19 protein-coding genes are annotated in these 21,743 nt (G+C 60.6%); 9 read left to right on the top strand and 10 right to left on the bottom strand.

Translation table 11 applies throughout. The features are described 5' to 3' along the window. Positions 1-26 precede the first annotated feature (26 nt). From G5168_RS01910 to G5168_RS01890, 5 genes are all read right to left on the bottom strand, one after another. A complete protein-coding gene (locus G5168_RS01910; RefSeq protein ID WP_101529948.1) occupies positions 27-902 on the bottom strand; it encodes a flagellar motor protein MotB in 876 nt (291 codons plus the stop codon). After that, positions 880-1,638, bottom strand: a complete 759-nt coding sequence (locus tag G5168_RS01905; protein ID WP_040067282.1) for a flagellar motor protein — start codon at positions 1,636-1,638, stop codon at positions 880-882. The genes G5168_RS01910 and G5168_RS01905 overlap by 23 nt, the downstream gene beginning before the upstream one ends. A gap of 364 nt (positions 1,639-2,002) precedes the next feature. Then, positions 2,003-3,325 (bottom strand): Na+/H+ antiporter family protein, encoded by a 1,323-nt coding sequence (locus tag G5168_RS01900; RefSeq protein ID WP_005344933.1) that lies wholly within the window; start codon positions 3,323-3,325, stop codon positions 2,003-2,005. Between the two features lie 273 nt (positions 3,326-3,598). Then, positions 3,599-4,276 (bottom strand): ribonuclease T, encoded by a 678-nt coding sequence (gene rnt, locus G5168_RS01895; protein ID WP_160880297.1) that lies wholly within the window; start codon positions 4,274-4,276, stop codon positions 3,599-3,601. Positions 4,277-4,375: 99 nt separating this feature from the next. After that, a complete protein-coding gene (locus G5168_RS01890) occupies positions 4,376-5,113 on the bottom strand; it encodes a phosphatase PAP2 family protein (RefSeq protein ID WP_421251774.1) in 738 nt (245 codons plus the stop codon). A 247-nt stretch (positions 5,114-5,360) separates the two neighbouring features. On the opposite strand from G5168_RS01890, the gene G5168_RS01885 reads away from it, so the two are divergent. The 8 genes from G5168_RS01885 to G5168_RS01850 all read left to right on the top strand — a co-directional run bounded on the left by G5168_RS01885 (position 5,361) and on the right by G5168_RS01850 (position 14,762). After that, positions 5,361-6,482, top strand: coding sequence for a 4-phosphoerythronate dehydrogenase (locus tag G5168_RS01885; protein ID WP_204418772.1), 1,122 nt, complete (start codon positions 5,361-5,363; stop codon positions 6,480-6,482). Positions 6,483-6,675: 193 nt separating this feature from the next. After that, positions 6,676-7,692: an aspartate-semialdehyde dehydrogenase gene (locus G5168_RS01880; protein WP_040066449.1), complete on the top strand. Its 1,017-nt coding sequence runs from the start codon at positions 6,676-6,678 to the stop codon at positions 7,690-7,692. Positions 7,693-7,963: 271 nt separating this feature from the next. After that, entirely contained in the window at positions 7,964-10,156 is a 2,193-nt protein-coding gene (locus tag G5168_RS01875) for a FimV/HubP family polar landmark protein (protein ID WP_216953906.1), read from the top strand. 188 nt (positions 10,157-10,344) lie between these two features. Next, positions 10,345-11,154 carry a tRNA pseudouridine(38-40) synthase TruA gene (gene truA / locus G5168_RS01870; protein ID WP_216953903.1) on the top strand — a complete coding sequence of 270 codons (810 nt, stop codon included), beginning with the start codon at positions 10,345-10,347 and terminating at the stop codon, positions 11,152-11,154. A 119-nt stretch (positions 11,155-11,273) separates the two neighbouring features. Further along, positions 11,274-12,137 (top strand): acetyl-CoA carboxylase, carboxyltransferase subunit beta, encoded by an 864-nt coding sequence (gene accD, locus G5168_RS01865; RefSeq protein ID WP_005344944.1) that lies wholly within the window; start codon positions 11,274-11,276, stop codon positions 12,135-12,137. Positions 12,138-12,139: 2 nt separating this feature from the next. Further along, complete coding sequence (folC, locus tag G5168_RS01860) at positions 12,140-13,399, top strand: bifunctional tetrahydrofolate synthase/dihydrofolate synthase (protein WP_421172204.1); 1,260 nt, start codon at positions 12,140-12,142, stop codon at positions 13,397-13,399. A gap of 74 nt (positions 13,400-13,473) precedes the next feature. Continuing rightward, entirely contained in the window at positions 13,474-14,274 is an 801-nt protein-coding gene (gene dedD / locus G5168_RS01855; RefSeq protein ID WP_265774097.1) for a cell division protein DedD, read from the top strand. A gap of 170 nt (positions 14,275-14,444) precedes the next feature. Continuing rightward, positions 14,445-14,762, top strand: a complete 318-nt coding sequence (locus tag G5168_RS01850) for a heavy metal-binding domain-containing protein (protein WP_201907086.1) — start codon at positions 14,445-14,447, stop codon at positions 14,760-14,762. 116 nt (positions 14,763-14,878) lie between these two features. On the opposite strand, the gene cysG is transcribed toward G5168_RS01850, so the two are convergent. The 5 genes from cysG to G5168_RS01825 form a co-directional block, all read right to left on the bottom strand. Further along, the gene (gene cysG / locus G5168_RS01845) at positions 14,879-16,258 is read right to left on the bottom strand and encodes a siroheme synthase CysG (RefSeq protein WP_421249194.1); all 1,380 of its coding nucleotides are present in this window, start codon (positions 16,256-16,258) and stop codon (positions 14,879-14,881) included. A gap of 197 nt (positions 16,259-16,455) precedes the next feature. Next, complete coding sequence (gene asrC / locus G5168_RS01840; protein ID WP_421249195.1) at positions 16,456-17,466, bottom strand: sulfite reductase subunit C; 1,011 nt, start codon at positions 17,464-17,466, stop codon at positions 16,456-16,458. A gap of 11 nt (positions 17,467-17,477) precedes the next feature. Next, positions 17,478-18,317, bottom strand: a complete 840-nt coding sequence (gene asrB, locus G5168_RS01835; protein WP_227340730.1) for an anaerobic sulfite reductase subunit AsrB — start codon at positions 18,315-18,317, stop codon at positions 17,478-17,480. A 1-nt stretch (position 18,318) separates the two neighbouring features. Beyond that, positions 18,319-19,377, bottom strand: coding sequence for an anaerobic sulfite reductase subunit AsrA (gene asrA / locus G5168_RS01830; RefSeq protein ID WP_421251773.1), 1,059 nt, complete (start codon positions 19,375-19,377; stop codon positions 18,319-18,321). Between the two features lie 200 nt (positions 19,378-19,577). Then, complete coding sequence (locus G5168_RS01825; RefSeq protein ID WP_005333746.1) at positions 19,578-20,420, bottom strand: patatin-like phospholipase family protein; 843 nt, start codon at positions 20,418-20,420, stop codon at positions 19,578-19,580. Positions 20,421-20,685: 265 nt separating this feature from the next. Here G5168_RS01825 and G5168_RS01820 point away from each other — a divergent pair, with 265 nt between their 5' ends. Then, on the top strand, positions 20,686-21,702 hold the full coding sequence (locus G5168_RS01820) for a S66 family peptidase (RefSeq protein WP_421251772.1): 1,017 nt from the start codon (positions 20,686-20,688) through the stop codon (positions 21,700-21,702). The last annotated feature ends 41 nt before the right edge of the window (positions 21,703-21,743 follow it).

Below are 21,743 nucleotides of genomic sequence, written 5' to 3'. Positions count from 1 at the left end.
TCCCGCGCGAAGCGGGAGCGGGGGGATCAGGGCTTGAGCAGTTGCAGCGACTCTTCTGCGGCCTTGCCTTGGGAGAGGGTGATATCGACCCGGCGGTTCGCCTGGCGATGTTCTGGGGTGTCATTGGCAAAGCGGGGTTGGGTGTCGGCAACACCCTGAGCGATGACTCGTCTGGCATCCAGCTGGGGGTTGGTCAGCATGGTCTGCACGATGGAAGAGGCCCGCAGCACCGAGAGCTCCCAGTTGTTGCGATAGAGCTCCACCGGCGCCTGGGAGTTGTCGGTATGACCGGTGACCACTACCTGCCCCGGGATGTTGGCCAAAATGCCGGCGATCTTGTTGACCAGCGGGATGAACTGGGGCTGCAGGAACGCCGAATCGGCGGGAAACAGCGCCTTCTCGCCGATGCGGATCACCAGCTGACTGCCAAGCTGCTCGACCTCCAGATCCTTCGATTCAATCTGGGCCTTTAGCTGCTGCTCCAGCTTCTGCTTGGTCACCTGCACCCACTCCTGCTCCTTGGTCTTGTGGGGCCAGGCTTCGGTGGCGCTCGGTTTTTCCGAGGCACCTATGGTCTCGTTGAAGGGGTCCGATGCCGCCATGGGGGCATCTTTCTCCAGCACTGTCTCCTCTTTCGGGCTGCTCGGCGTAGTTTTTGATTCTGGCTCGAGAATCCCTGTGCCCCCCTGCATCAAGGGGGAGCCGGCAGGCGGGGAGATGAGGCCGATTTTACCCAGCGACTCGATAAAGCCCTGGATAAGCACCCGGGTTTCGGACTGTTTGGCCATGGCAAAGGAGTAGAGCACCACAAACAGGGCGAACAGCAGGGTCATGAAATCGGCATAGGAGACCAGCCAGCGTTCATGGTTCTCCGGTGCTTCAGCCTTTTTCTTTTTCGCCACCGTGACCTCCCAGATAAGGTTCGAGGGTAACTTGCAGGCGTGCCTGGGACTCGCCATCCACGATGCAGAGAATGCCGGTCAGGGTCATCTCCTTGTAGTGGCGGATCTGGTGGGCAAACCCTTTGTAACGGTTGCCGAACGGCAAGAAGATCAGGTTGGCGGCGGATACCCCGTAGATAGTGGCGATAAAGGCCACGGCGATGGCGCCGCCCAGCTTGTCGGGGGCATCCAGCAGACCCATGGCGTGGATCAGGCCAAACACCGCGCCGACGATCCCCATGGTCGGGCAGTAGCCGCCCATGGCTTCGTAGAATTTGACCGTCTGTTCGAGATCTTCCTGCTCGAACTCGATCTCGTTCTCCAGCACCTCGTGTATCTTGGTCTTTTCGTAACCATCAACCATCATCTGCACCCCTTTCTTCAGGAAAGGATCCTTGATCTCGTCGATCATCCCTTCCAGCGCCAGCATGCCGCTGCGGCGGGCGTTGCCTGCCAGGGTCTCCAGCAACTGGGCCTGTTCATGCATATCGAGCTTGAGGGGGGAGAGCAGCCATTTGAAACGCTTCATGGTGCTGCCGACGACGGAGAAAGGGAACTGGGTCAGCGCAGCACCTATGGTGCCACCGATCACAATGAGGAATGCGGGCAGATCGAGCAGTGCACTGGGGTGCCCCCCCTCGATCATGTTGCCGCCAAGGATGGCGATCAACGCCAGCACCAAGCCAATCAAGCTCATTTTTTACACGTCCCTGTATGGTGATAATCGCTAGTGTAGCTAGTTAAGTATCAGTTTTTCAAAATGATATCCAATCGCTGAGCAATTAATCGGCGTGGTATGTGGCAACGGGTGTGGCGCACAACGCTGGGGGTGCTGAGTGCTGTTATGGCATCTGTGGCTAGAGACTGATCCCATAAGAGCAAGGAGCGAAACAAGCAGTGCGCAATCATCCAGATCCGGGAATCCATGTCGCCCAATAAAGAGCTTCTCCTCTCGGGACCATGTCCTAGTGATTAGGTGAACGTGCTTATAAAGAAGGCGACCATAAGGTCGCCTTCTTGTTTCGTATTTTGCAGAGCATGGTTCGATGCCAGAGTGGCTATCAGAGCACCATGGCGGCAATCCAGCCGAAGATCACCAGCGGGATGTTGTAGTGAATAAAGGTGGGCACCACGCTGTCCCAGATATGGTCATGCTGGCCATCGGCGTTGAGGCCGGAGGTGGGGCCCAGAGTTGAATCAGATGCAGGTGAACCCGCATCCCCCAGCGCGCCTGCGGTACCGACCAGGGCGATGATCGCCATCGGTGAGAAGCCGAGCTGCAGACAGAGCGGCACATAGATGGTGGCGATGATGGGCACGGTGGAGAAGGAGGAGCCGATCCCCATGGTGATGAGCAGGCCAACCAGCAGCATCAGGAAGGCGGCGATCCCCTTGTGCTGACCGATGCCGGAGGCGACCACCTGAACCAGAGAGTCGACCCCGTGGGTCGCCTTCATCACGGCGGCAAAACCGGCGGCGGAGATCATGATGAAGCCGATCAGCGACATCATCCGCACCCCCTGGGTGAAGGCATCTTGGCTTTCGCGAAACTTGATGACGCCGCCGCAGGTGAAGATGACAAAACCGGCTAGCGCACCCAGTACGATGCTGTTGGTCATCAGTTGCAGCCCCAGCGCTACGCCAATGGCCAGCAGGGCCACCCAGATGTGGGTGAGGTTGAGCTCGACCGCTTCGGGCTCGGCATCCAGGATCTTGGCCAGATCGTACTGGCGCGGTTTGCGATAGCTGATGAATACCGCAATCAGCAGGCCCAGTACCATACCGGCAACCGGAATGGCCATCGCCAGCGGGATCTGGCTGGTGGTGATGGGCACGCCGTTATCGATCAGGTTCTTGGCCAGAATGTTATTCAGGAAGATGCCACCAAAGCCGACTGGCAGCACCATATAGGTAGCTGTCAGGCCAAAGGTGATGACACAGGCCACCTGACGACGGTCGATCTGCATCTGCGCCATCACATGCAGCAGCGGCGGGATCAGGATGGGAATAAAAGCGATGTGAACCGGGATCAGGTTCTGGGACGAGATAGCCACGGCCAGCACGGAAGAGAGCAGCAGGGTTTTGACCCACATGATGCGGGTCGAGCTGGCATCCTTGCCCAACTGGCTGATCACCTTGCGGGCCAGCAGGTCGGTGATCCCGGAGCGGGAGATGGCAACTGCAAAGGCGCCCAGCATGGCGTAGGAGAGGGCAATCTCGGCGCCACCGCCCAGGCCACCGCTGAAGGTGGTGAGGGTATCTGTCAACGACAACCCGCCCACCAGACCGCCCGCAATGGCACCCAGCGCCAGGGAGACCACCACATTGATCCGCAGCAGACTGAGCACTAGCATCAGCCCGACTGCGATAACAACTGGATTCATTTGATTTCCTTATAGTTTGTTATTGCTGTCTGTCATGTGAAGGGGAGTTAGTTTGCGAAAAATGTGACAAATGTCGAGAAAAAAATCAGTCAAACCCCTCATATTGCAGCAGCATGTGGCACAAGGTTGCTCAACCTGAGGGTTTGTGACCTGTTTGTCTCCGCGCATCCCGCGCTCAGCGGTGGATAGTGACCTTGATAGCGATTTCCGGTGCGCTGTGCAATCAATCACTTCCCCAAAAAGCGAAGGCTGCCAGTGGCAGCCTTCATCCGTTTATTCTTGTCCCTCATCATCGGTAGGGGCATCGGTTGTGTCATCATCCGGATGCGCAGGCGGCCAACCCCCCATGCTCTTCCAGCGGTTAACGATATGACAGAACAGCTCTGTGGTGCGTTCGGTGTCATAGAGGGCAGAGTGCGCCTCTTTATTGTCAAACGGGATGCGGGCGCTCTGGCACGCCTTGGCCAGCACGGTCTGACCCAGCGCCAATCCGGAGAGAGCCGCGGTGTCGAAGGTGGCAAACGGGTGGAACGGATTGCGCTTGAGGCCAGCGCGCTCGGCGGCAGCCATCACGAAGCCGTGATCGAAGGTGGCGTTGTGGGCCACTATGATGGCGCGGCCGCAATCCTGCTCCTTCATCCCCTTGCGGATCCCCTTGAAGATCTCGGTCAGTGCCTCTTTTTCCGAGACAGCGCCACGCAACGGGTTGTAGGGGTCGATGCCGGTGAACTCCAGCGCAGCCTTTTCCAGGTTGGCCCCTTCGAAAGGCTCGACATGAAAGTGGAATACCTGATCGGGAACGAGCCAGCCCTGCTCATCCATTTTCAGGGTGTAAGCCGCGATTTCGAGCAGGGCATCGGTCTTGGCGTTGAACCCGGCTGTTTCAACATCGATGACGACGGGGTAAAAACCACGGAAACGGCCCTTGAGGGTATGAACTGCGTCGGTCATGGGATCTCGGTCGGGATAAAATGAGGCGGCATTATGGCAAAAAAGCACAGGCTTGTCCTCCCATCCCACGCAGTTGGCCGCGGCAAGATGGCGCGCGATTCAATATCTGTGCAGCCACCAGCGGGCGGCAATCAGCGCCGTGAGCGTACCCAGCAGGGCGCTGGCCAGCACATCCACCGGCCAGTGCATCCCCATCACCATGCGCGACAGACCAACCCCCAGCGCCCACAAAGGCAGCAGCCAGACGCCTGTGGGGGCGCGGGCCAGCCAGATAAGGCCGAAAAATTGGGCCAGGCTGATGGCGGCGATACTGTGGCCGGAGGGGAAGGCGTAGTTCACCTCGGCCTGCCAGTGGTGGCCGAGCCACTCAGGCAGGGCCAGCAACTGGCTGGCGGCATGAACCTGTTCACTGCGCACATCGATGCTACTGGCGTAGAAGTGCTTGATGGCCGGGATCAGCGACTGACTCTCCAGCCAGATCAGATAGGGTCTGGGCTCTTCGGTCAGGTGTTTGATCAGGCTCTTGAGCACCCAGTCGCTGGCGAGCAGGGCTGCCAGCGCGCATCCCAGCGCAATGAAGGGGGACAGCTTCAGTTTGAGTTTGTAGCGGGTCAGCAACAGCAAGAGGGCGCCACTGACCCCGATCCCGGGAATATCGACCATGCGGGTGAGGGCGTATGACCACCATAGCCAGCCTGATTGCAGGGAGTCGATCAGAAAAGGCTGCCAAGGCAGGGTGGCGAGCAGCAGCAGGGGCAGGATCAGCAGGGCAGTGAATCCAAGCACCTGACTGCGGGTGAGTGAGGAGACAGAGAGCGACGAGAAATGTGGCGGCATGGTGGGTGTGGTCGATCGCGAAAAAGAGGGGCATTGTGCCACCGTGACATGCCCGGACAAAGCCGATCAGCACGTTTGTTACCTCTGCTTACACATTTGTGGCGACATCCTCGGTTTGAACAGCAGGAGAGAGTGGCCACCGAACAATGTGGTCCCCTTTCGCGCCTGATTGCATCACAGGCTGAAATCTCGGGCGGCTTTGCGCTAGAATGGCGCCCCCGTGGCGGTTGTGACCAAAGAGAGCCCGATGAAGATAGTCGTTGATGAGAATATGCCCCATGCCGTGGAACTGTTTGCCGAATTTGGCGAGGTGATCGCCTTGCCCGGACGGCAGATGCAGGCCCGCGATCTGCTGGATGCCGATGTGCTGCTGGTGCGTTCGGTCACCCGCGTCAACGGCGATTTGCTGGCGACCAGCCCCAAACTCGGGTTTGTCGGCACCGCCACCATAGGCACCGACCATGTGGACAAGGCGCTGCTGGCAAGCCGCAATATTCCCTTCTCCAGCGCCCCCGGTTGCAACAAGTATTCGGTGGGGGATTATGTGCTCTCAGCCCTGCTGGTGCTGGCGGAGCGTTACGAACTCGAGCTCTCGGCCATGACTCTGGCGGTGATTGGCGCGGGCAATACCGGCGAGTGCGTGGCTGGCAAGGCCCAAGCGCTTGGCATGAGGGTACTGCGCTGCGATCCACCCAGGGCGCGTAATACCCCCGATGCGGGCTTTGTCGATTATCAGACCGCTCTTGGTGCCGATATCGTCAGCTTCCATGTGCCCATTACCCGTGAAGGGCCGGATGCCACCTACCATCTGCTCGATGCCGAACAGATTGCCGCGCGTCCTGCCGGGCAGATCCTGATCAACGCCTCCCGTGGCGAGGTGTGGGATAACCGGGCCCTGCTGGCGCGCCAGTTGAGCGATAAGCCGTTGCGACTGGTGATGGATGTGTGGGAGAACGAGCCCGAGCCACTGGCTGCGCTGGTGCCCCATACCGAGATTGCCACCCCCCATATCGCCGGTTACAGCCTGGAGGGGAAGGCCCGCGGTACCTGGATGCTCTATCAGGCGCTCTGCCAGCAGTTGGGACGCCAGCCTCGTCAGGATTTGAGTCGGCTGTTGCCTGCCCCCGATGTTCAGGCGGTGATGCCGGGCCGCGCACCGGATCAGGCGCTGATCAAGCAGCTGGTGCATCTGGTCTATGATGTGCGCCGCGATGATGCCCGTTTCCGGGCCCGACTCGGCTTGCCCGGCAGCTTTGACGAGCAGCGCAAACACTATCCAGAGCGCCGTGAACTATCCTCCCTGCAGGTTGAGGGGGCGTTTGCCGACCAGGCGCTGGGCGAGCTGGGATTTGCGCTGTCACGCCCCTGAGTTGGGGACTAGGAGTTGGAAGATAACCGGAAGGGGTGAGCCGTACTGGCTACCTCGAACCCATTTTTTACTGAGCTGGCGCAGATGCTACTGCGCCAGCTCAGCCATATCAGGCAGCGTCATCTCGCCGTGCGGGAGCCTGCCGACCATGGTGCCAGCCGGCGCCATTGCAGCATTATCAGAGGAGAACAGAATGAGCCAGCAGTTTAACGTAGCGGTATTGGGTGCCAGCGGCGCCGTGGGTCAGGCGATGATCGAGATCCTGGAAGAGCGCGAATTTCCGGTAGCGACCCTCTATCCGCTGGCTTCCAGCCGCAGCGCCGGTGATACCGTGCGCTTTGGCGGCAAGAACCTCGAGATCCTCGATGTGGAGGAGTTTGACTGGAGCCAGGTGCAGATCGCACTCTTCTCCGCCGGTGCCGAGGTATCTGCCAAGTGGGCGCCGATTGCTGCCGAGCACGGTTGTATCGTCATCGACAACACCTCCTGCTTCCGTTACGACGAAGATATCCCGCTGGTGATCCCGGAAGTGAACCCGGATGCGCTAGCCGATTTTCGCAATCGCAACATCATCGCCAATCCCAACTGCTCCACCATCCAGATGCTGGTGGCCCTGAAGCCGCTGCACGACGAAGTGGGCATTGCCCGCATCAATGTGGCCACCTATCAATCCGTGTCAGGCTCCGGCAAAGAGGGGGTCAGCGAGCTGGCGGGTCAGACCGCTCATCTGCTCAACGGTCGTCCGGTGGAACCGACCCTCTATCCGCAACAGATCGCCTTTAACCTGATCCCGCAGATCGACAGCTTCACCGACAACGGCTACACCCGTGAAGAGATGAAGATGGTATGGGAAACCCAGAAGATCCTCGGCGATGCCAGCATTGCCGTGAACCCCACCTGCGTGCGGGTGCCGGTCTTCTACGGCCACGCCGAGGCGGTACACGTCGAGCTGCACCAGCCGCTCGATGCCGAACAGGTCAAGGACCTGCTGCGCAGTGCGCCGGGTGTGACCCTGTTTGATGACGAAGGGGACTATCCGACCCCGGTGCGTGACGCAACCGGCAAGGATGAGGTGCTGGTGGGTCGGGTGCGTCAGGATATTTCTCATCCGAGTGGTATCAATATGTGGATCGTGGCCGATAACGTTCGTAAGGGCGCGGCAACCAACAGTGTACAGATTGCCGAGCTGCTGGTTCGCGACTATCTGTAAGGCTGGTCAGATGCCACAGATGGGCAGCAGGGAGTGCTGCGCATCCGGCCTGTGATAAATCGGGGGTGTGACCCATGCCGCACTCCGTCACTTCAAGATTCTGTTGCGATATCAACTGATTAAGTTTTTTCCTACACTCAGAGTCAAGTCGGGTGCTAAATGTGTCGGACTACTGGCTTGCGACGCGAGCCTGATTTATATTGAACCGACTGTTTTGGGGTAACTATCCAGACTTTTCAATGTGATAGGGCCGTCATACGAAGGAACGAATATGGGACATTCCCGCATAACATTGGCAACGCTACTCGCATTGGGTCTGCTGGGCTCCGTCCAGGCTGAAGACGCTGCGCGGGAGCCTTTTTTTGTCGAGCTAAAAGGCCCTGACGAGCCCGCACCTCCAGCCGTCAATTCCCAGCCGCTGGCGCAACCGGTCGCCAGACCCGTGGCGCAACCGGTACGTGCAACCGCCCAGCCGGTGGTACGTCAGGTCACGGCCAATGCCGGTAGTTATGGCCCTGTTCGTCCAACCGATACTCTCTGGAGTCTGGCGAGCAAATACCGTCCCTCCAGTAGTGTCAGCGTCTACCAGACCATGGTGGCGATCTACGAGAAAAACCCCCGCAGTTTTGCCGATGGCAATATCAACCACATTCTGGTGGGGTCACGCATCCTGTTGCCGACCGTGGCCGAGGCGAGCGTCATCACCGATGCCCAGGCGCGTGCTAAGTTCCGCAGCGACAACGCCAGCTGGAAGGGGTTAAGCCCCAAGTATCTCGCCGAGAAGCAGGCCCATGGCGCCAAACCGGCGGCCAAGCCCGTGAAGGTTGAGACTGCCAAAGCCGAACCGGTGAAAACCGCGCCAGCTCCCTTGCCTGCGGCAAAAGCGGCACCCATTCCTGCTCCTGTCGTAGCACCGCAACCGTCTGCTGAAACCAAAGATGTTGTCAAGGCGAGCGAGCCTGCGCCAAAAGAGGCGGTGGCCCCAGTCCCGGCGACGAGCGCCGCAGCAAGCACCACACCGGCGCCTCTGCCTTCCGATCTGGAAAAACCGGTGGGCAAACCGGCCACCGAGATGGCGCTGGCGCTGGAAGATGCCAATGCCCAGCTCGGTCAGGTGACCGAGATGAACCACAGGCTCAAACTGCGCTTGCAATCTCTCACCGAAGAGGTCGAGACCCTCAAGGCCCAGTTGCAGGATCAGACCGCGCTGCAAAAAGAGCTCGCCGAGCTGAAGGCCAGACCTGTCCCCCCCGTGGTGGCAGAGCCTGAACCCAAGCAGCACTGGCTGATGGAGCTGCTCTCCTCACCGCTCAACCTTGCCATGATCATCCTGCTGCCGGTGCTGCTGGTATTGGCGCTGGTGACCCTGTGGCTGCGGGCCCGTGCCCGTCGCGAGCTGGAGGAGCAGGAGAAGAGCCTCTCCGAGTCCACCGCCATGATGATGGATCAGGAGCAGAGCGAGTTTGACGATCTGCTGAGTGTCGATGTGACCGACAACGAGCCGGTACGCCCGGTGCCGGATCTCAATACCCCTGATGGCTTTATGCCGGTCGAGCCAGATGAACCGGCTAAAAAGCCGGATGTTGATCTGGTTTTCAGCGACGATGGCGAGATCGATCTGCAAGGTTTCGAGCCGGAGCGAATGGCTGCCCAGTCAGCCAGTCGTGACCCGGATCTGGTGCCGGATCTCGATCTCTCGCTGGATGAGCCTGTCGCGTTGGCCAATGAACCCGACATGGATCTGGCCAGCGAGTTCAATCCCAAGTCCAGGGATGCTGATGAGCTCATGAGCGAAGAGGAGCTGCAGGCAGCCCTGTTTGCCGAGCTGGATGCGGATCTTTCGGCTGATCTGGAACCGGAGTTGAGTGCAAGCAGCAAGAGTACGGCTGCTGATGATCTGGCCAGTTTTGATCTGGGTGATTTTGAAAATGAGCTGGATAAACCGGCTGCGGGCGAGGGCAATAATGCCATCGACTTGAGCGTGGATGGTTCGGCTGATGATATGTTGGCCGAGTTGGGGCTTGAGCCAACCAAAGGCAAGGAGACCGAGCTCGATCTTGAGTGGGATCCCAACGAACTGGCGCTCTCCGATTTCGAGGATGCCTTTACCGAAGTGGAGTCTCATCCGGCAGAATTGCAGCCAAGGGAACAGGCCCAGGCAAGCGGTTACGTCGAGATCGACAAGCTGCTGGCCGATGCGGATGCCACCGCGCCGGAGCAGGAGCCCTATCAGGGTCTCTCGCTGGACGTGGGGCTCGATGGTTTCCCCGAGGTGTTGCCTGAATCCACCGGCTTTGATGTGGATGCCGATGACGGCGGTGTGGGGGCCAAGCTGGATCTGGCCCGCGCTTACCTCGAGATCGACGACAAGGATAGCGCCCGCGAGCTGCTGCAAGAAGCGGCAGAGCAGGGCACCGAGCATCAGCGTGCCGAGGCAGAAAAACTGCTCAAGCGGTTGGGGTAAAATTGTCCCTGTCGCGGGATCAGCAAGAAGGGGGCAGCCATTGGCTGCCCCCTTCTTCATGGCAATTTGCACAGGGTGAATTCTCCGCCCATGCAAGCCAATCAGGCGGTTTGTGGGACTTTTCGAGTTGAGCGCGTATAATCCGCCCCGTTTCTTTCACTGCGTTTCACAACAAGACAAGTTTATCCATGCGAATTGCCCTAGGTATTGAATATGACGGCAGCCGGTATTTCGGTTGGCAGCGTCAGCGTGAAGTGATCAGCGTGCAGGAGGAGCTGGAGAAGGCCATCAGCCGGATCGCCAACCACCCTGTCTCCATCCAGTGTGCCGGGCGCACCGATGCCGGCGTCCATGCGACCGGCCAGGTGATCCACTTCGATACCGAGGCGAACCGTGCCGAAGGGGCCTGGACCCTGGGTCTCAACTCCAACCTGCCGCCGGATATCGCCGTGCGCTGGGTCAAGGAGGTGGACGAAACGTTCCACGCCCGCTTCAGCGCCACCGCCCGTCGCTACCGCTACGTCATCTACAACCACAACTTCCGTCCGGCGATCCTCGGCAGTGGCGTCAGTCACTACCACGAGACCATCGATGCCGAGTTGATGCACCAGGCGGGCCAGAGCCTGCTGGGGGAGCACGACTTCAGCACCTTCCGTGCCGTTGCCTGCCAATCTAACACCCCGTGGCGCAATGTGACCCATCTGTGCGTCAGCCGCTCCGGCCCCTACATCGTGCTCGACATCAAGGCCAACGCCTTCCTGCACCACATGGTGCGCAATATCACCGGCTCCCTGCTGCTGGTGGGGCAGGGGCTCAAACCGGTGGAGTGGATTGCCGAGGTGCTGGCTGCCAAGGATCGCAATCTGGCCGGGCCGACCGCCAAGGCCGGTGGCCTCTATCTGGTCGACGTAGATTACCCGGCCGAGTTTGCTCTGCCGCAGTTGCCGCTCGGCCCGCTGTGGCTGCCGGACTCGGCACCGGGTACGACCAGTTTTTAGTAACTGCGCCCGAAAAATTGTGGTTTAATGACCCGTCATTTGTTGCCATCGAGCTATTAAGTCATTGAACAATCTAGGCTCGATGCGTTTTGTCAGGCACAAAAGCATTAAGGAATTCCATGAGCTGGCTTGAGAAGATTCTTCCCAAGAGCAAGATCACTGCACCCCGTCGTCACAACATTCCGGAAGGGGTGTGGACCAAGTGCAGTGCTTGTGAACAGGTGCTCTACCGGGCAGAGTTGGAGCGCAACCTCGAAGTGTGCCCCAAGTGTGATCATCATATGCGCATCAGCGCTCGCGCCCGTCTCGAGAGTTTCCTCGACGAGCAGGGTCGTACCGAGATCGGTGCCGAGCTGGAGCCGCAGGATGTACTGAAATTCAAGGATTCCAAGCGCTACAAGGATCGTTTGTCTGCCGCCCAGAAAGCGACAGGAGAAAAAGATGCGCTGGTGGTCATGAAAGGGACCCTCAAAGGGGTGCCGGTTGTCGCCTGTTCCTTTGAGTTCTCCTTTATCGGTGGCTCTATGTCCTCCGTGGTCGGTGCCCGCTTCGTGCGCGCTGTCGAGGAGTGCATCAAGGAGGGCCGCGGTCTGGTCTGTTTCTCCACTTCTGGTGGTGCCCGCATGCAGGAAGCCCTCTTCTCCCTGATGCAGATGGCCAAGACCAGCGCGGCGCTAGACCGACTCTCCAAGGCTGGCCTGCCCTTTATCTCTGTGCTGACCGACCCCACCATGGGGGGCGTTTCCGCCAGTCTGGCGATGCTGGGTGACATCAATGTGGGCGAGCCCAAGGCGCTGATCGGTTTTGCCGGCCCGCGCGTTATCGAGCAGACCGTACGCGAGAAACTGCCGGAAGGCTTCCAGCGCTCCGAATTCCTGCTGGAGAAGGGGGCCATTGACCTGATTATCGATCGTCGCGACATGCGTAACCGTCTGGCCAGCCTGCTCGCCAAAATGCTGAATACTCACGTCATCGAAGAGTGAAGATGAGTTCAAACATGCAACAATCCCAAAGCCGGTCGCTTGTCGACTGGCTTTCTTATTTGGAGCAGATCCATCCGGTCAATATCGACATGGGTCTGGATCGGGTCGGTGCCGTTGCCCGGCGTATGGGGCTGACCCAACTGCCGTTCAAGGTGATCACGGTGGCGGGTACCAACGGCAAAGGCTCCAGCTGTGCCATGGCGGCCAGCATTCTGATGGCCGCAGGCTATAAGGTCGGCGTCTACTCCTCTCCCCATCTGCTGCGCTTTACCGAGCGGGTGCGGATCAACGGGGCCGAACTGGCCGACAGCGATCACTGCGCCGCTTTTGCCGAGGTGGAAGCGGCTCGCGGCGAGATTGCCCTCACTTTCTTCGAGTTCGCCACCCTGGCCGGCTTGTGGCTGTTTCGCCGCGCCGCGCCCGATGTGCTGCTGCTGGAGGTGGGGTTGGGTGGCCGGCTCGACGCCACCAATGTGGTGGAGTCCGATGTGGCGATGATCACCTCCATTGCCCTCGATCACTGCGACTGGCTGGGTGATACCCGTGAAGCGGTAGCGGTGGAGAAGGCTGGGGTCTATCGCGCCGGCAAACCCGCCATCAGCGGTGAGCCCAATCCACCTGCGACTATCGCGAGCGAAGCGGCGCGTCTTGGCGCCAACCTGCGTCAGGTCGGTATCGATTTTCGTGGCGATGAGCACGAGAACGGTTGGGATTATCACGGCCTCAACCAGTGGCGGGATCTGCCAAAACCGGCGCTGCCGCTGATGAATGCGGTCACCGTGCTGGCGGCGCTGGAGTCCCTCGGCTTGCCACTGCCGGAGTCCGCCATTCGTGACGGGCTTGCCAATGCCCGGCTGGCTGGCCGGATGCAGCAGTTGCAAAGTGCGCCGCTGGTGATCGTCGATGTGGCCCACAATCCCCATTCGGCGGCCTATCTGGCCGCGCAATTGCGCAAGATGCCCTGCACAGGTGTGCGCCGCGCCGTGGTCGGCATGCTCAAAGACAAGGACATGGCGGGATCCCTTGCCGAACTCGATGGCCTGATCGGCGAGTGGTATCTGGCCAGCCTCACCGGCCCGCGCGCCGCCACTGCTGCGCAGCTGGCTGCGGCGCTGGGGGAGGGAAAGGGCCCTGCCAGAGAGTTTGATGATGTCAGCGCCGCTTATCAGGCAGCGTTGGCCGCATCGAGTCCGGACGATATGGTCATTGTGTTTGGTTCGTTTTACACTGTCGCCGACATTCTGGCGGGTGTCGCCGTCTAGGCCACACCCTGGCTCCCCGGCCTTCGGGCGGGGAGCCAAATCGCATATTGAGTTACGTAAAGGTAGGATTCAACTTGGCCTCGAAGTTTCAAAACCGTCTGGTGGGCACCGTCATCCTGGTGGCCCTGGTTGTTATTTTCCTGCCGGACTTGCTGGATGGTCACAAGCTGGCACAAAAGGAGGAGGCCTTTGCCAAGATCCCGCTGCGCCCCGAGCTGGAGCCTGCCAAGCCTGCGCTGCAGGTCTCGGCAGCCAGCAGCTTGCCCGCCGATCATCTGGCCAGCCAGCAACAGGCCTCTGCGGCCCAGCAGTGGCAAGTGGAAGAGGTGGCTGACCCCATGACCCTCGCCGGTCAGGGCAACGGTGCGCAGCCGGCGACAACCCCTGCCGCACCGGCACCGGTCCAGCCGCAACAGAATGCCCAACCCAAGCCACAGCCCAAGCCGGAAGTGGTGGCCAAAAAACCTGTCGAAGCGCCCAAGCCTGCACCCAAGCCGACGCCAGCCAAACCGGTTGAAGTGGCCAAGGCGCCCGCGCCGGCCAAGCCGCAGGCGGGTCAGATCAAGTCCCTCGACGATCTGATTGAAAGCAAGATGACCCAGCCGACCACACCCGCGCCTGCTGCGGCACCGGCGCAGGGTAGCTGGATCCTCCAGCTTGGCGCCTTCAAGAATGTCGACAGCGTCAACGCGCTGGTGAGCAAGCTGCGGGCGGCGGGCTACTCTGCCCACACCTCGCCGCGCACACCGGTGCAGGGTCAGCTCAACCGGGTCTTTATCGGACCGGATGTCTCCAAGGCCAAACTGCAGGGGATGCAGGGGCGGATTTCCCAGATGACCGGCCTCAGTGGCTCGGTGGTCTCCTACAACCCGTGACGGCTTGCCGTTGGCAATGGCCCTCTGAAACAAACACCGCGCCCCGTGCGCGGTGTTTTTTTATCTGGCCGTCGTGATTTTTAAGGTCGACGTCGTACAGGCCACCACCCGGTTGGGATTTACGGGGAGTTGGGTTAGTCTGAGCCCTCTGTCACCCATAGGAGTTCAAGATGATCCTCTCGACAACCCCCACTCTGGAAGGCAAGAGCATTCGTGAATACCGCGGCATCGTGGTGGGCGAAGCCATCCTTGGCGCCAATATCTTCAAGGATCTCTTTGCCGGGATCCGCGACATTATCGGTGGCCGCTCCGGCGCCTACGAAAAAGAGCTGGCCCGTGCCCGCGAGATTGCCTTTGATGAGCTCAAGGAGCGCGCCTCTGCGCTGGGGGCCAATGCGGTGGTCGGCATCGATATCGACTACGAGGTGGTGGGGCAGAACGGCAGCATGCTGATGGTCAGTATCAGTGGTACCGCCGTGCTGGTGTGATGCGCCACGCAAGGGTTGCCTACAACTGCCGTCGCAGGCAGGGTCACGGATAAAGTGGATAACTGCTGGCTGCCCATGGGCCGACAACCCGGTTGTTGGCCCTTCTCGTTTATTGATCAATTTCTGCCGTTGCCATACCAGTCGAGCTGGTCGGCCAGAGTGACCACCGAGCCGATGATGATGAGGCTCGGGCTCTTCACCTGACGGGCCAGTTCGGCCAACTGCTGCAGCTCGCCGCGCACCACCCGCTGACTGAGCTGGGTGCCTTGCTCCACCAGCGCCACCGGGGTGTGGCCGGGCATGCCGTGGGTTTGCAGCTCATCCTGAATGCGGGCGGCGTGGGCCAGCCCCATGTAGAACACCAGAGTCTGGCGGCGGGCCGCCAGCGCCGACCACTCCTGGGCGATATTGCCCTCCTTGTCGTGGCCGGTGATGAACTGCACCCGCTGGGCATGATCGCGGTGGGTGAGGGGAATGCCGCTGTAGGCGGCGCAGCCTGAGGCTGCCGTAATGCCCGGTACCACCGAGAAGGGGATGCCCGCCTCGGCCAGGGTTTCCAACTCCTCGCCGCCCCGGCCAAAGATAAAGGGATCGCCCCCCTTGAGCCGCACCACCTGTTTGCCGAGGCGAGCCTGATCCAGCAACAGCTGGTTGATCGCCTGCTGGGGCACACAGTGGCGGCCCGCCTCCTTGCCAACAAAGATCCGCTCGGCATCCCGGCGAACAAGCGCCAACACCTCCTGCGAGACCAGCCGGTCATAGACCACTACATCCGCCTGCTGCAACTGCTGCAGACCGCTCAGGGTGAGCAGCCCCGCATCGCCGGGGCCCGCGCCTACCAGGGTGACGCTTCCCTTGCTCTGCGGTTGCTCCTCGAGTAGCTCAGCGACGCTCTGCTCGGCCGCCTGTTGCTGGCCGCGCGCCAGTTGGCGGGCGAGGCGGTCTTGGCTAAAGAGCCGCTCCCAGAAGCGGCGGCGGGCCAGCTTGTCCGGAATGAGTTTGACCCGCTCGCGCAGCTTGCCCGCCAGCGCCGCGAGCTGGCCGAGGTGTTGCGGTAGCATGGCTTCAAGTTTTTCCCGCAGTTGGCGGCTTAGAACCGGCGCCGCGCCTGCGCTGGAGATGGCCACCATCAGCGGCGAGCGGTCGATGATGGCGGGCATGATGGCGCTGCAGTAGGCCGGAGAGTCCACCACGTTGCAGAAGATTTGGCGCAGGTTCGCCTCGTGAAAGACCTGATGATTGACCTCTTGCTGGTTGGTGGCAGCGATCACCAGCCACTTGCCATCGAGCAGTTCGGGATGAAAATCGGCGGCGCAGAGGGTCAGGCGACCCTGCTCGGCCCAGCTCATCAGCTGGGGTTCCAGATGGGGGGCATTGATGGTGATCTTCGCCTTGGCATCGAGCAGCAGGCGCGCCTTGCGCACCGCCACCTCACCGCCGCCGACGATCAGGACCGGCTTGTGTTGCAGCTGACAGAAGAGAGGGAGAAAGTCCATAACAGGCTCCGGATGCTGGCCCGCTCGCAATGCCGCGCCGGGCGAGATAGCAGGGCGCGCCGTGACGCACCCCGGATGGTCGGGGGAAAGATCCCCCGACGGGAATAAAAAAGGGGAAGGGTGATCTACGCCCGGGCCAACGACAGATCCCCACCGGTGTCGGCCACTTGATCACGCTTCCCCAAACGAGGTTTTTCCTATGGCACTGCTTTGACGTGCATGTTGGCGACGTACTGATCTTCGGCCCAGAAGATGCGGTCAGCGACCATGGCTTCCGGATTGAGGGTGACGCCGCGCAGCACCCGCTCCTTGAACTTGTGATAACCGGCCCGGTCGATAAGGTGACCCATGTGCAGATAGATGGGTTTGCCATCCAGCATCTCGGTCTCGAACTCGAACAGGTTCTTGATCACCGCATGCAGCACCTCTTCGGTGACCCAGTTGAGAAACAGCTTGCCGGTACGGGGAGTCTTTTTGCTGGTGCGTCCTCCCAGCTTGACCATGTAGAGCTGCTTGGGATCCCGCTGCCAGGCCAGGGTCGGGCAGGCCAGTACGCACTCGCCACAGCCGATGCACTTGCTCTCCTCCTTGACCGCCTTGCCATGCTTGATGGCGAGGCAATCCACCGCGTGGTGGCTGCATGCCTTGACGCAGGCGCCGCAGCCGATGCAGCGCTCGGCATTGAAGTGGATTTTGGCGATGCCGAGGATGCCGAAGTCGGCCATGTTGGCCTTGGCGCAGTCGTTGGGACAGCCGGCGATCACCATCTTGAGGTGATAGGGGTTGGGGTAGAGGTGTTTCTCCATCCGCTGAGCCAGCCCGGTGCAGTCGATATTGCCCTTCTGGCAGATGGTGTTGCCCTGACAGGCGACGATGTTGCGCCCGCCGATGGTCTGGTAACCGGCGCGGGTGTCCTCAACCTCGATGCCGCAGGTCTCCACCTCGATCTCCTTGATAAAGGGTTCGAGGGCGGCGTTGACCTTGTCCATGTCCTGATACTTGATGCCGGGCATCGCCAGCTTCTGGCGGGTAGTGAGGTGGATCAGGCCGTTGCCGTACTGTTCGGCGATCTGCTGGGCTACGGCCAGCAGGTGGGCGGGCATGATCCCGCCGGGAATGCGCACGCTGATCATCGCCTCACCGCGCACCTTGGAGAGACGGTATTCGTTCTTGGCGCGGGCCTTGATGATGTCGATATCGAGACTCATGGTGTTCTCCCTTAGTCGATCAGATGCTGGGCCTGGTCAAAACGAAAGACTGGTCCATCCACGCAGATATAGGTGTCGCCCATCCGGCAGTGGCCACACTTGCCCACGGCGCAGGCCATGCGGCGTTCGTAGTCGACCCAGATGCGATCCTTGGGGATGCCGCGCTCAAGCAGGGCGAGCACCACGAAACGGATCATGATGGGAGGGCCGACCACGATGGCTTGGATATCCTCGCTATCCGAGATATCCAGCTGGTCGATGTAGTCGGTGACCCGGCCGATGCGAAACTGCTCGCTCTCCTCACCCTCATCCAGGGTGACGATGAGATTCTGGCGCTCGGCCCAGAGCGGCATCTCGTGGCGATAGAGCACCGCCTGCTCGTTCTTGAAGCCGAGGATCATGTCGAGGGATTTCACCTCTTCCGGGTGTTTGCTGAAGCGACGCAGCAGCCCCTTGACCGGGGCGACGCCGGTGCCGCCCGCCACCACGATGAGGTGCTGGTTGCGATAGGCCTCCAGCGGGTAGCCGTTGCCATGGACGCCGCGCATCCACACCTTGTCGCCCACATCGAGGGCAAACAGCGCATCGGTGACCTTGCCGACTTTGCGGATCAGCAGATCCACGTAGCCATCGCCATAGTCGGAGACCGAGATGGGCGCTTCGCCCACGGTGGGCAGGGAGATTTCGACAAACTGGCCGTAGTGGACATCAAAGTCGCGGGAGACCCGAAAGTTCCACTCCAGCTCAGTGTGGCGCTCGATGGCCAGAATGGTGTAGGCCTTGGGCAGCAGGCGGTTTTCGACCACGTCCTGCTGCGGTTCTGCTGTTGCGGTTTGCTGGCACTGGCACATATCAGTTCGCCCCCTGCGCGTTGTCGGCTGCGATGGTCTGTTCGACCACATCGGTCATCTTGTTGATGATGTTGCTAAAGGAGATGTAGTGAGGGCAGCGATCGTCGCAGCGGCCGCAGCCGACGCACATGTGCTCCTCCCCCTGACGGGCCTTGTAGTCGTTGACCTTGTGCAGGGCGCGATAACGCAGGCGCTCGCCATGTTTGGCGCGAAAACCGTGGCCACCGGCCATGTCGCTGAAACCATCCACCATGCAGCTTGCCCACTGGCGACGGCGTTCACCCTGCTTGGGGTTCTCCGCATAGGTGAGGTCGTGCACGCTGTAGCAGCTGCAGGTCGGGCAGGAGGTGGTGCAGCGGCCGCAGCCGATGCAGCGGCTGTCGTACTCGGCCCAGACCGGATGGGCGGTGAGGATCTGGCGGATCCGCTGCGGGTCGTCACAAACGCTGTCCGGGGTGCGTACCTTGACCGGGTTGCTCTGGACATATTCCGGGGTGAAGTCATCGGATTCACCCAGTTCGGCAAAGTAGCCGAGCAGCTCGGGATCCTTCACCTCGATGCGGGCACCCTCATCGCTCAGACGAATGGCGGCGGCGTAGTCCCGGGTCTCGTTGCTGCCCATGGAGACGCAGAAGCAGTTCTCGAAGCTCTCGCGGCACTCCAGCAGCACCAGCTTGAGCTTGCTCCGAAGCCGGGCGTAGTAGACGTCGCTGTTCTGGCCGTTTTTCAGGTAGACCTGATCCAGCCTGCGCAGAGCGTGGATATCACAGCTGCGCAAGAACAGCAGGGTGGGCTTGGCCTCCACCTTTGATTCGCGCAGCTCCAGATTGTCGAAGTGGAACAGGGTCTGGGTGATGGGGAGCACCACCTCTTTCGGGGAGAAGTGGGACTTCTCCTGCCACACCAGCTCGGCCGGATGGCGGATGCTGTGGTAGGTGACGTTATCGGTGTCGGAGAAGCGGCCGCCCCGATATTCGGCCGCGGGCGCCATGATCCGGTAATCGGGCAGCAGCCGCTCGAACAGCTGCGCCAGCGCGGGATGGGTGAGAAGAAACGACATAAATAAACACCTTGTATGAGGGTGAGATGCCCTGGCATAGGGATGAGGCGCGGGCCGGTCAGGGTGTCTGGCACCGGTTCTGGCCGCGCTTGCCTCGCCACGGTCTGTTTTTATGACTCATGTTGCTCAACTGACCCGATTGTTATTGTGTTGGCGGCGCGAGCGTCGCGGCAGGTCGGGTCATGCCTGTAAAACCCTTATCAATTGAGCAGGGCGGCCTGATAGCCTGCGCACTTGCCCATCACGTATCCCATCTCCAGCTTGTTGATATCGCGGGTAAAACGGGAAACGGGGAAGTAGTCGGCCGGGGCGATCACCTCGATCTGGCAGTCCTCCGGCGGATTGGCGATAAAATCGAGCGCCTCGTTGTAGCTGCGATCCCGCTGCTCCAGCGCCTGTGCCAGCGCGGGGCGGGTCTTGAGCAGGGTACGGATCATCCAGGGGAAGGGCATCGGCTTGAGCCGATAGCCAAGGGGCTCGGAGAGGATCACCGTCAGGTGACGGGCACCGCGGCGGTAGGCCTCGATCACCGGGATGGAGTCGGCCACCCCGCCATCTGTCATCGGTACCCCGTGCACCTCTGGGTATTCGTGGGAGGCGAGGGGAATGGCGCAGCTTGCGGGCAGCACCTCGTTCATGTTCTCCGGCTTGACCCGGATGTACTCCGCCTTGCCGGTCAGGGTATTGGTCACCACCGCATAGAAGGGGATGCCGGTCTCCCGGTAGGCGTGAATGTCGAGGGGATACTTGCGGCAGCTGGTGTTCCACAGCCAGTGGATGTCCACCAGATTGCCCCCCTTGGCAAAGCGCAGGGGGTCCATAAACTGCTGGCTGCACGCCAGTTTGGTCAGGATCTCGTGGCTGCGGCCATGCTGGCTGGCGAGATAAGCCAGCAAGTTGGTGGCCCCCGCCGAGACGCCGATGGCGAAGTCAAATGGGCGATAGTCATGCTCGATAAACGCATCCAGCACGCCGCTGGCAAATATGCCGCGCATGGCGCCGCCTTCTACAACCAATGCGCTGGGGGATGCGTTTTTGTTCATGACAGGCACCTCATTGATAAGTCAGAGAGAAAAAGTGGGAAAGAGAACGTCCGGGCTGTCAGGCCGACCGTTCTGACAACCAACCGGGGTTGGCCATCGCAATGAGGTCATTCTAGGAAGGGGATGGTGTTTAGAATATCTGTTAATAATGAATCAAGTGTTTTGTATTTCTAAACGATGGTGATAAACCCGTTGTGATCAAAGGGGTTGTGTAGGAGTCTCAACGACTCTGTGATGGCTGGATATTGGCAAGGATGAGTGTGTCATGACGTTATTGGTTCCCCCGCTGCTTAAACGTGGCGATACCATCGCTTTTTTCTCCCCCTCCAGCGCGGCGACCGCTTGGGCACCCAACCGTTTTGCCCGCGCAAAAGCCTTTCTTGAGGGGCAGGGCTTTAGGCTCAAGGCGGGCAGCCTCACCGGCCAGCAGGATCACTGGCGATCCGGCTCCATTGCCGCGCGGGCCGAGGAGCTCAACGCCCTTATTCGCGACCCAGAAGTGCGCTGCATCATGTCGGTGATTGGCGGCAGCAACTCCAACTCCCTGCTGCCCTACCTCGATTTTGAGGCGCTGAGGCGCGACCCCAAGATCATCGTCGGCTACTCAGACGTGACGGCGCTGCTGCTCGGCATCCATGCCCAAACTGGCCTGGTTACCTTTTATGGTCCGGCGCTGGTGGCCTCCTTTGGCGAGTTGCCGCCGCTGGTGGATGAGACGCTGGCCAGTTTTTTACAGATTGCGTTGGCCGATGAAGCTGGCTTCCCCTGCACGCTGCCCACCCCGGCAAAGTGGAGCGATGAACGGCTGGACTGGGAGAACCAGACCCGGGCCAAGCAGTGCCAGCCCAATCGGCTGATCTCGGTGGGCTCAGGCCGGGTTGAGGGACGGCTGATTGGCGGCAACCTCAACACCATGGCGGGGATCTGGGGCTCCCCCTATATGCCGCCCATCGAGCGCGGTGACATTTTGCTGCTGGAGGACAGCCTGAAATCTGCCGAGACGCTGGAGCGCTCCTTTGCCCATCTCAAGCTGTGCGGGGTGTTTGATCGGATCGGCGCGCTTATCCTCGGCAAGCACGAGTTGTTCAACGATCAGGGTAGCGGCAAGCGCCCCCTCGATATCCTGCTGGAGGTGGTGGGGGAGCCGAACTTCCCCATTCTGGCGGAGTTTGACTGCGCCCATACCCACCCCATGCTGACGTTGCCGCTGGGCATCGAGGTGGCACTCGATCTCGACCGCCAGCAGCTCACCTTGCTGGATCCCTGGTGGGATGACTGTTGAGGCTATGTTGCCGAGGGAGATGAAGCACACATGCTATGTGC

The sequence above is a fragment of the Aeromonas sp. 600724 genome, from assembly GCF_049175135.1.
GTDB lineage: Bacteria > Pseudomonadota > Gammaproteobacteria > Enterobacterales > Aeromonadaceae > Aeromonas > Aeromonas veronii_A.
Note: the sequence above shows the minus strand (reverse complement) of the source record. Positions and strands in the feature narration are given on the sequence as shown.

Bases quoted from the DNA above. Each gene is read 5' to 3' on its own strand.
- G5168_RS01905 (WP_040067282.1), bottom strand. From the start codon at position 1,638: ATGAGCTTGATTGGCTTGGTGCTGGCGTTGATCGCCATCCTTGGCGGC.
- G5168_RS01900 (WP_005344933.1), bottom strand. From the start codon at position 3,325: ATGAATCCAGTTGTTATCGCAGTCGGGCTGATGCTAGTGCTCAGTCTG.
- rnt (WP_160880297.1), bottom strand. From the start codon at position 4,276: ATGACCGACGCAGTTCATACCCTCAAGGGCCGTTTCCGTGGTTTTTAC.
- G5168_RS01890 (WP_421251774.1), bottom strand. From the start codon at position 5,113: ATGCCGCCACATTTCTCGTCGCTCTCTGTCTCCTCACTCACCCGCAGT.
- G5168_RS01885 (WP_204418772.1), top strand. From the start codon at position 5,361: ATGAAGATAGTCGTTGATGAGAATATGCCCCATGCCGTGGAACTGTTT.
- G5168_RS01880 (WP_040066449.1), top strand. From the start codon at position 6,676: ATGAGCCAGCAGTTTAACGTAGCGGTATTGGGTGCCAGCGGCGCCGTG.
- G5168_RS01875 (WP_216953906.1), top strand. From the start codon at position 7,964: ATGGGACATTCCCGCATAACATTGGCAACGCTACTCGCATTGGGTCTG.
- truA (WP_216953903.1), top strand. From the start codon at position 10,345: ATGCGAATTGCCCTAGGTATTGAATATGACGGCAGCCGGTATTTCGGT.
- accD (WP_005344944.1), top strand. From the start codon at position 11,274: ATGAGCTGGCTTGAGAAGATTCTTCCCAAGAGCAAGATCACTGCACCC.
- folC (WP_421172204.1), top strand. From the start codon at position 12,140: ATGAGTTCAAACATGCAACAATCCCAAAGCCGGTCGCTTGTCGACTGG.
- G5168_RS01850 (WP_201907086.1), top strand. From the start codon at position 14,445: ATGATCCTCTCGACAACCCCCACTCTGGAAGGCAAGAGCATTCGTGAA.
- cysG (WP_421249194.1), bottom strand. From the start codon at position 16,258: ATGGACTTTCTCCCTCTCTTCTGTCAGCTGCAACACAAGCCGGTCCTG.
- asrC (WP_421249195.1), bottom strand. From the start codon at position 17,466: ATGAGTCTCGATATCGACATCATCAAGGCCCGCGCCAAGAACGAATAC.
- asrB (WP_227340730.1), bottom strand. From the start codon at position 18,317: ATGTGCCAGTGCCAGCAAACCGCAACAGCAGAACCGCAGCAGGACGTG.
- asrA (WP_421251773.1), bottom strand. From the start codon at position 19,377: ATGTCGTTTCTTCTCACCCATCCCGCGCTGGCGCAGCTGTTCGAGCGG.
- G5168_RS01825 (WP_005333746.1), bottom strand. From the start codon at position 20,420: ATGAACAAAAACGCATCCCCCAGCGCATTGGTTGTAGAAGGCGGCGCC.
- G5168_RS01820 (WP_421251772.1), top strand. From the start codon at position 20,686: ATGACGTTATTGGTTCCCCCGCTGCTTAAACGTGGCGATACCATCGCT.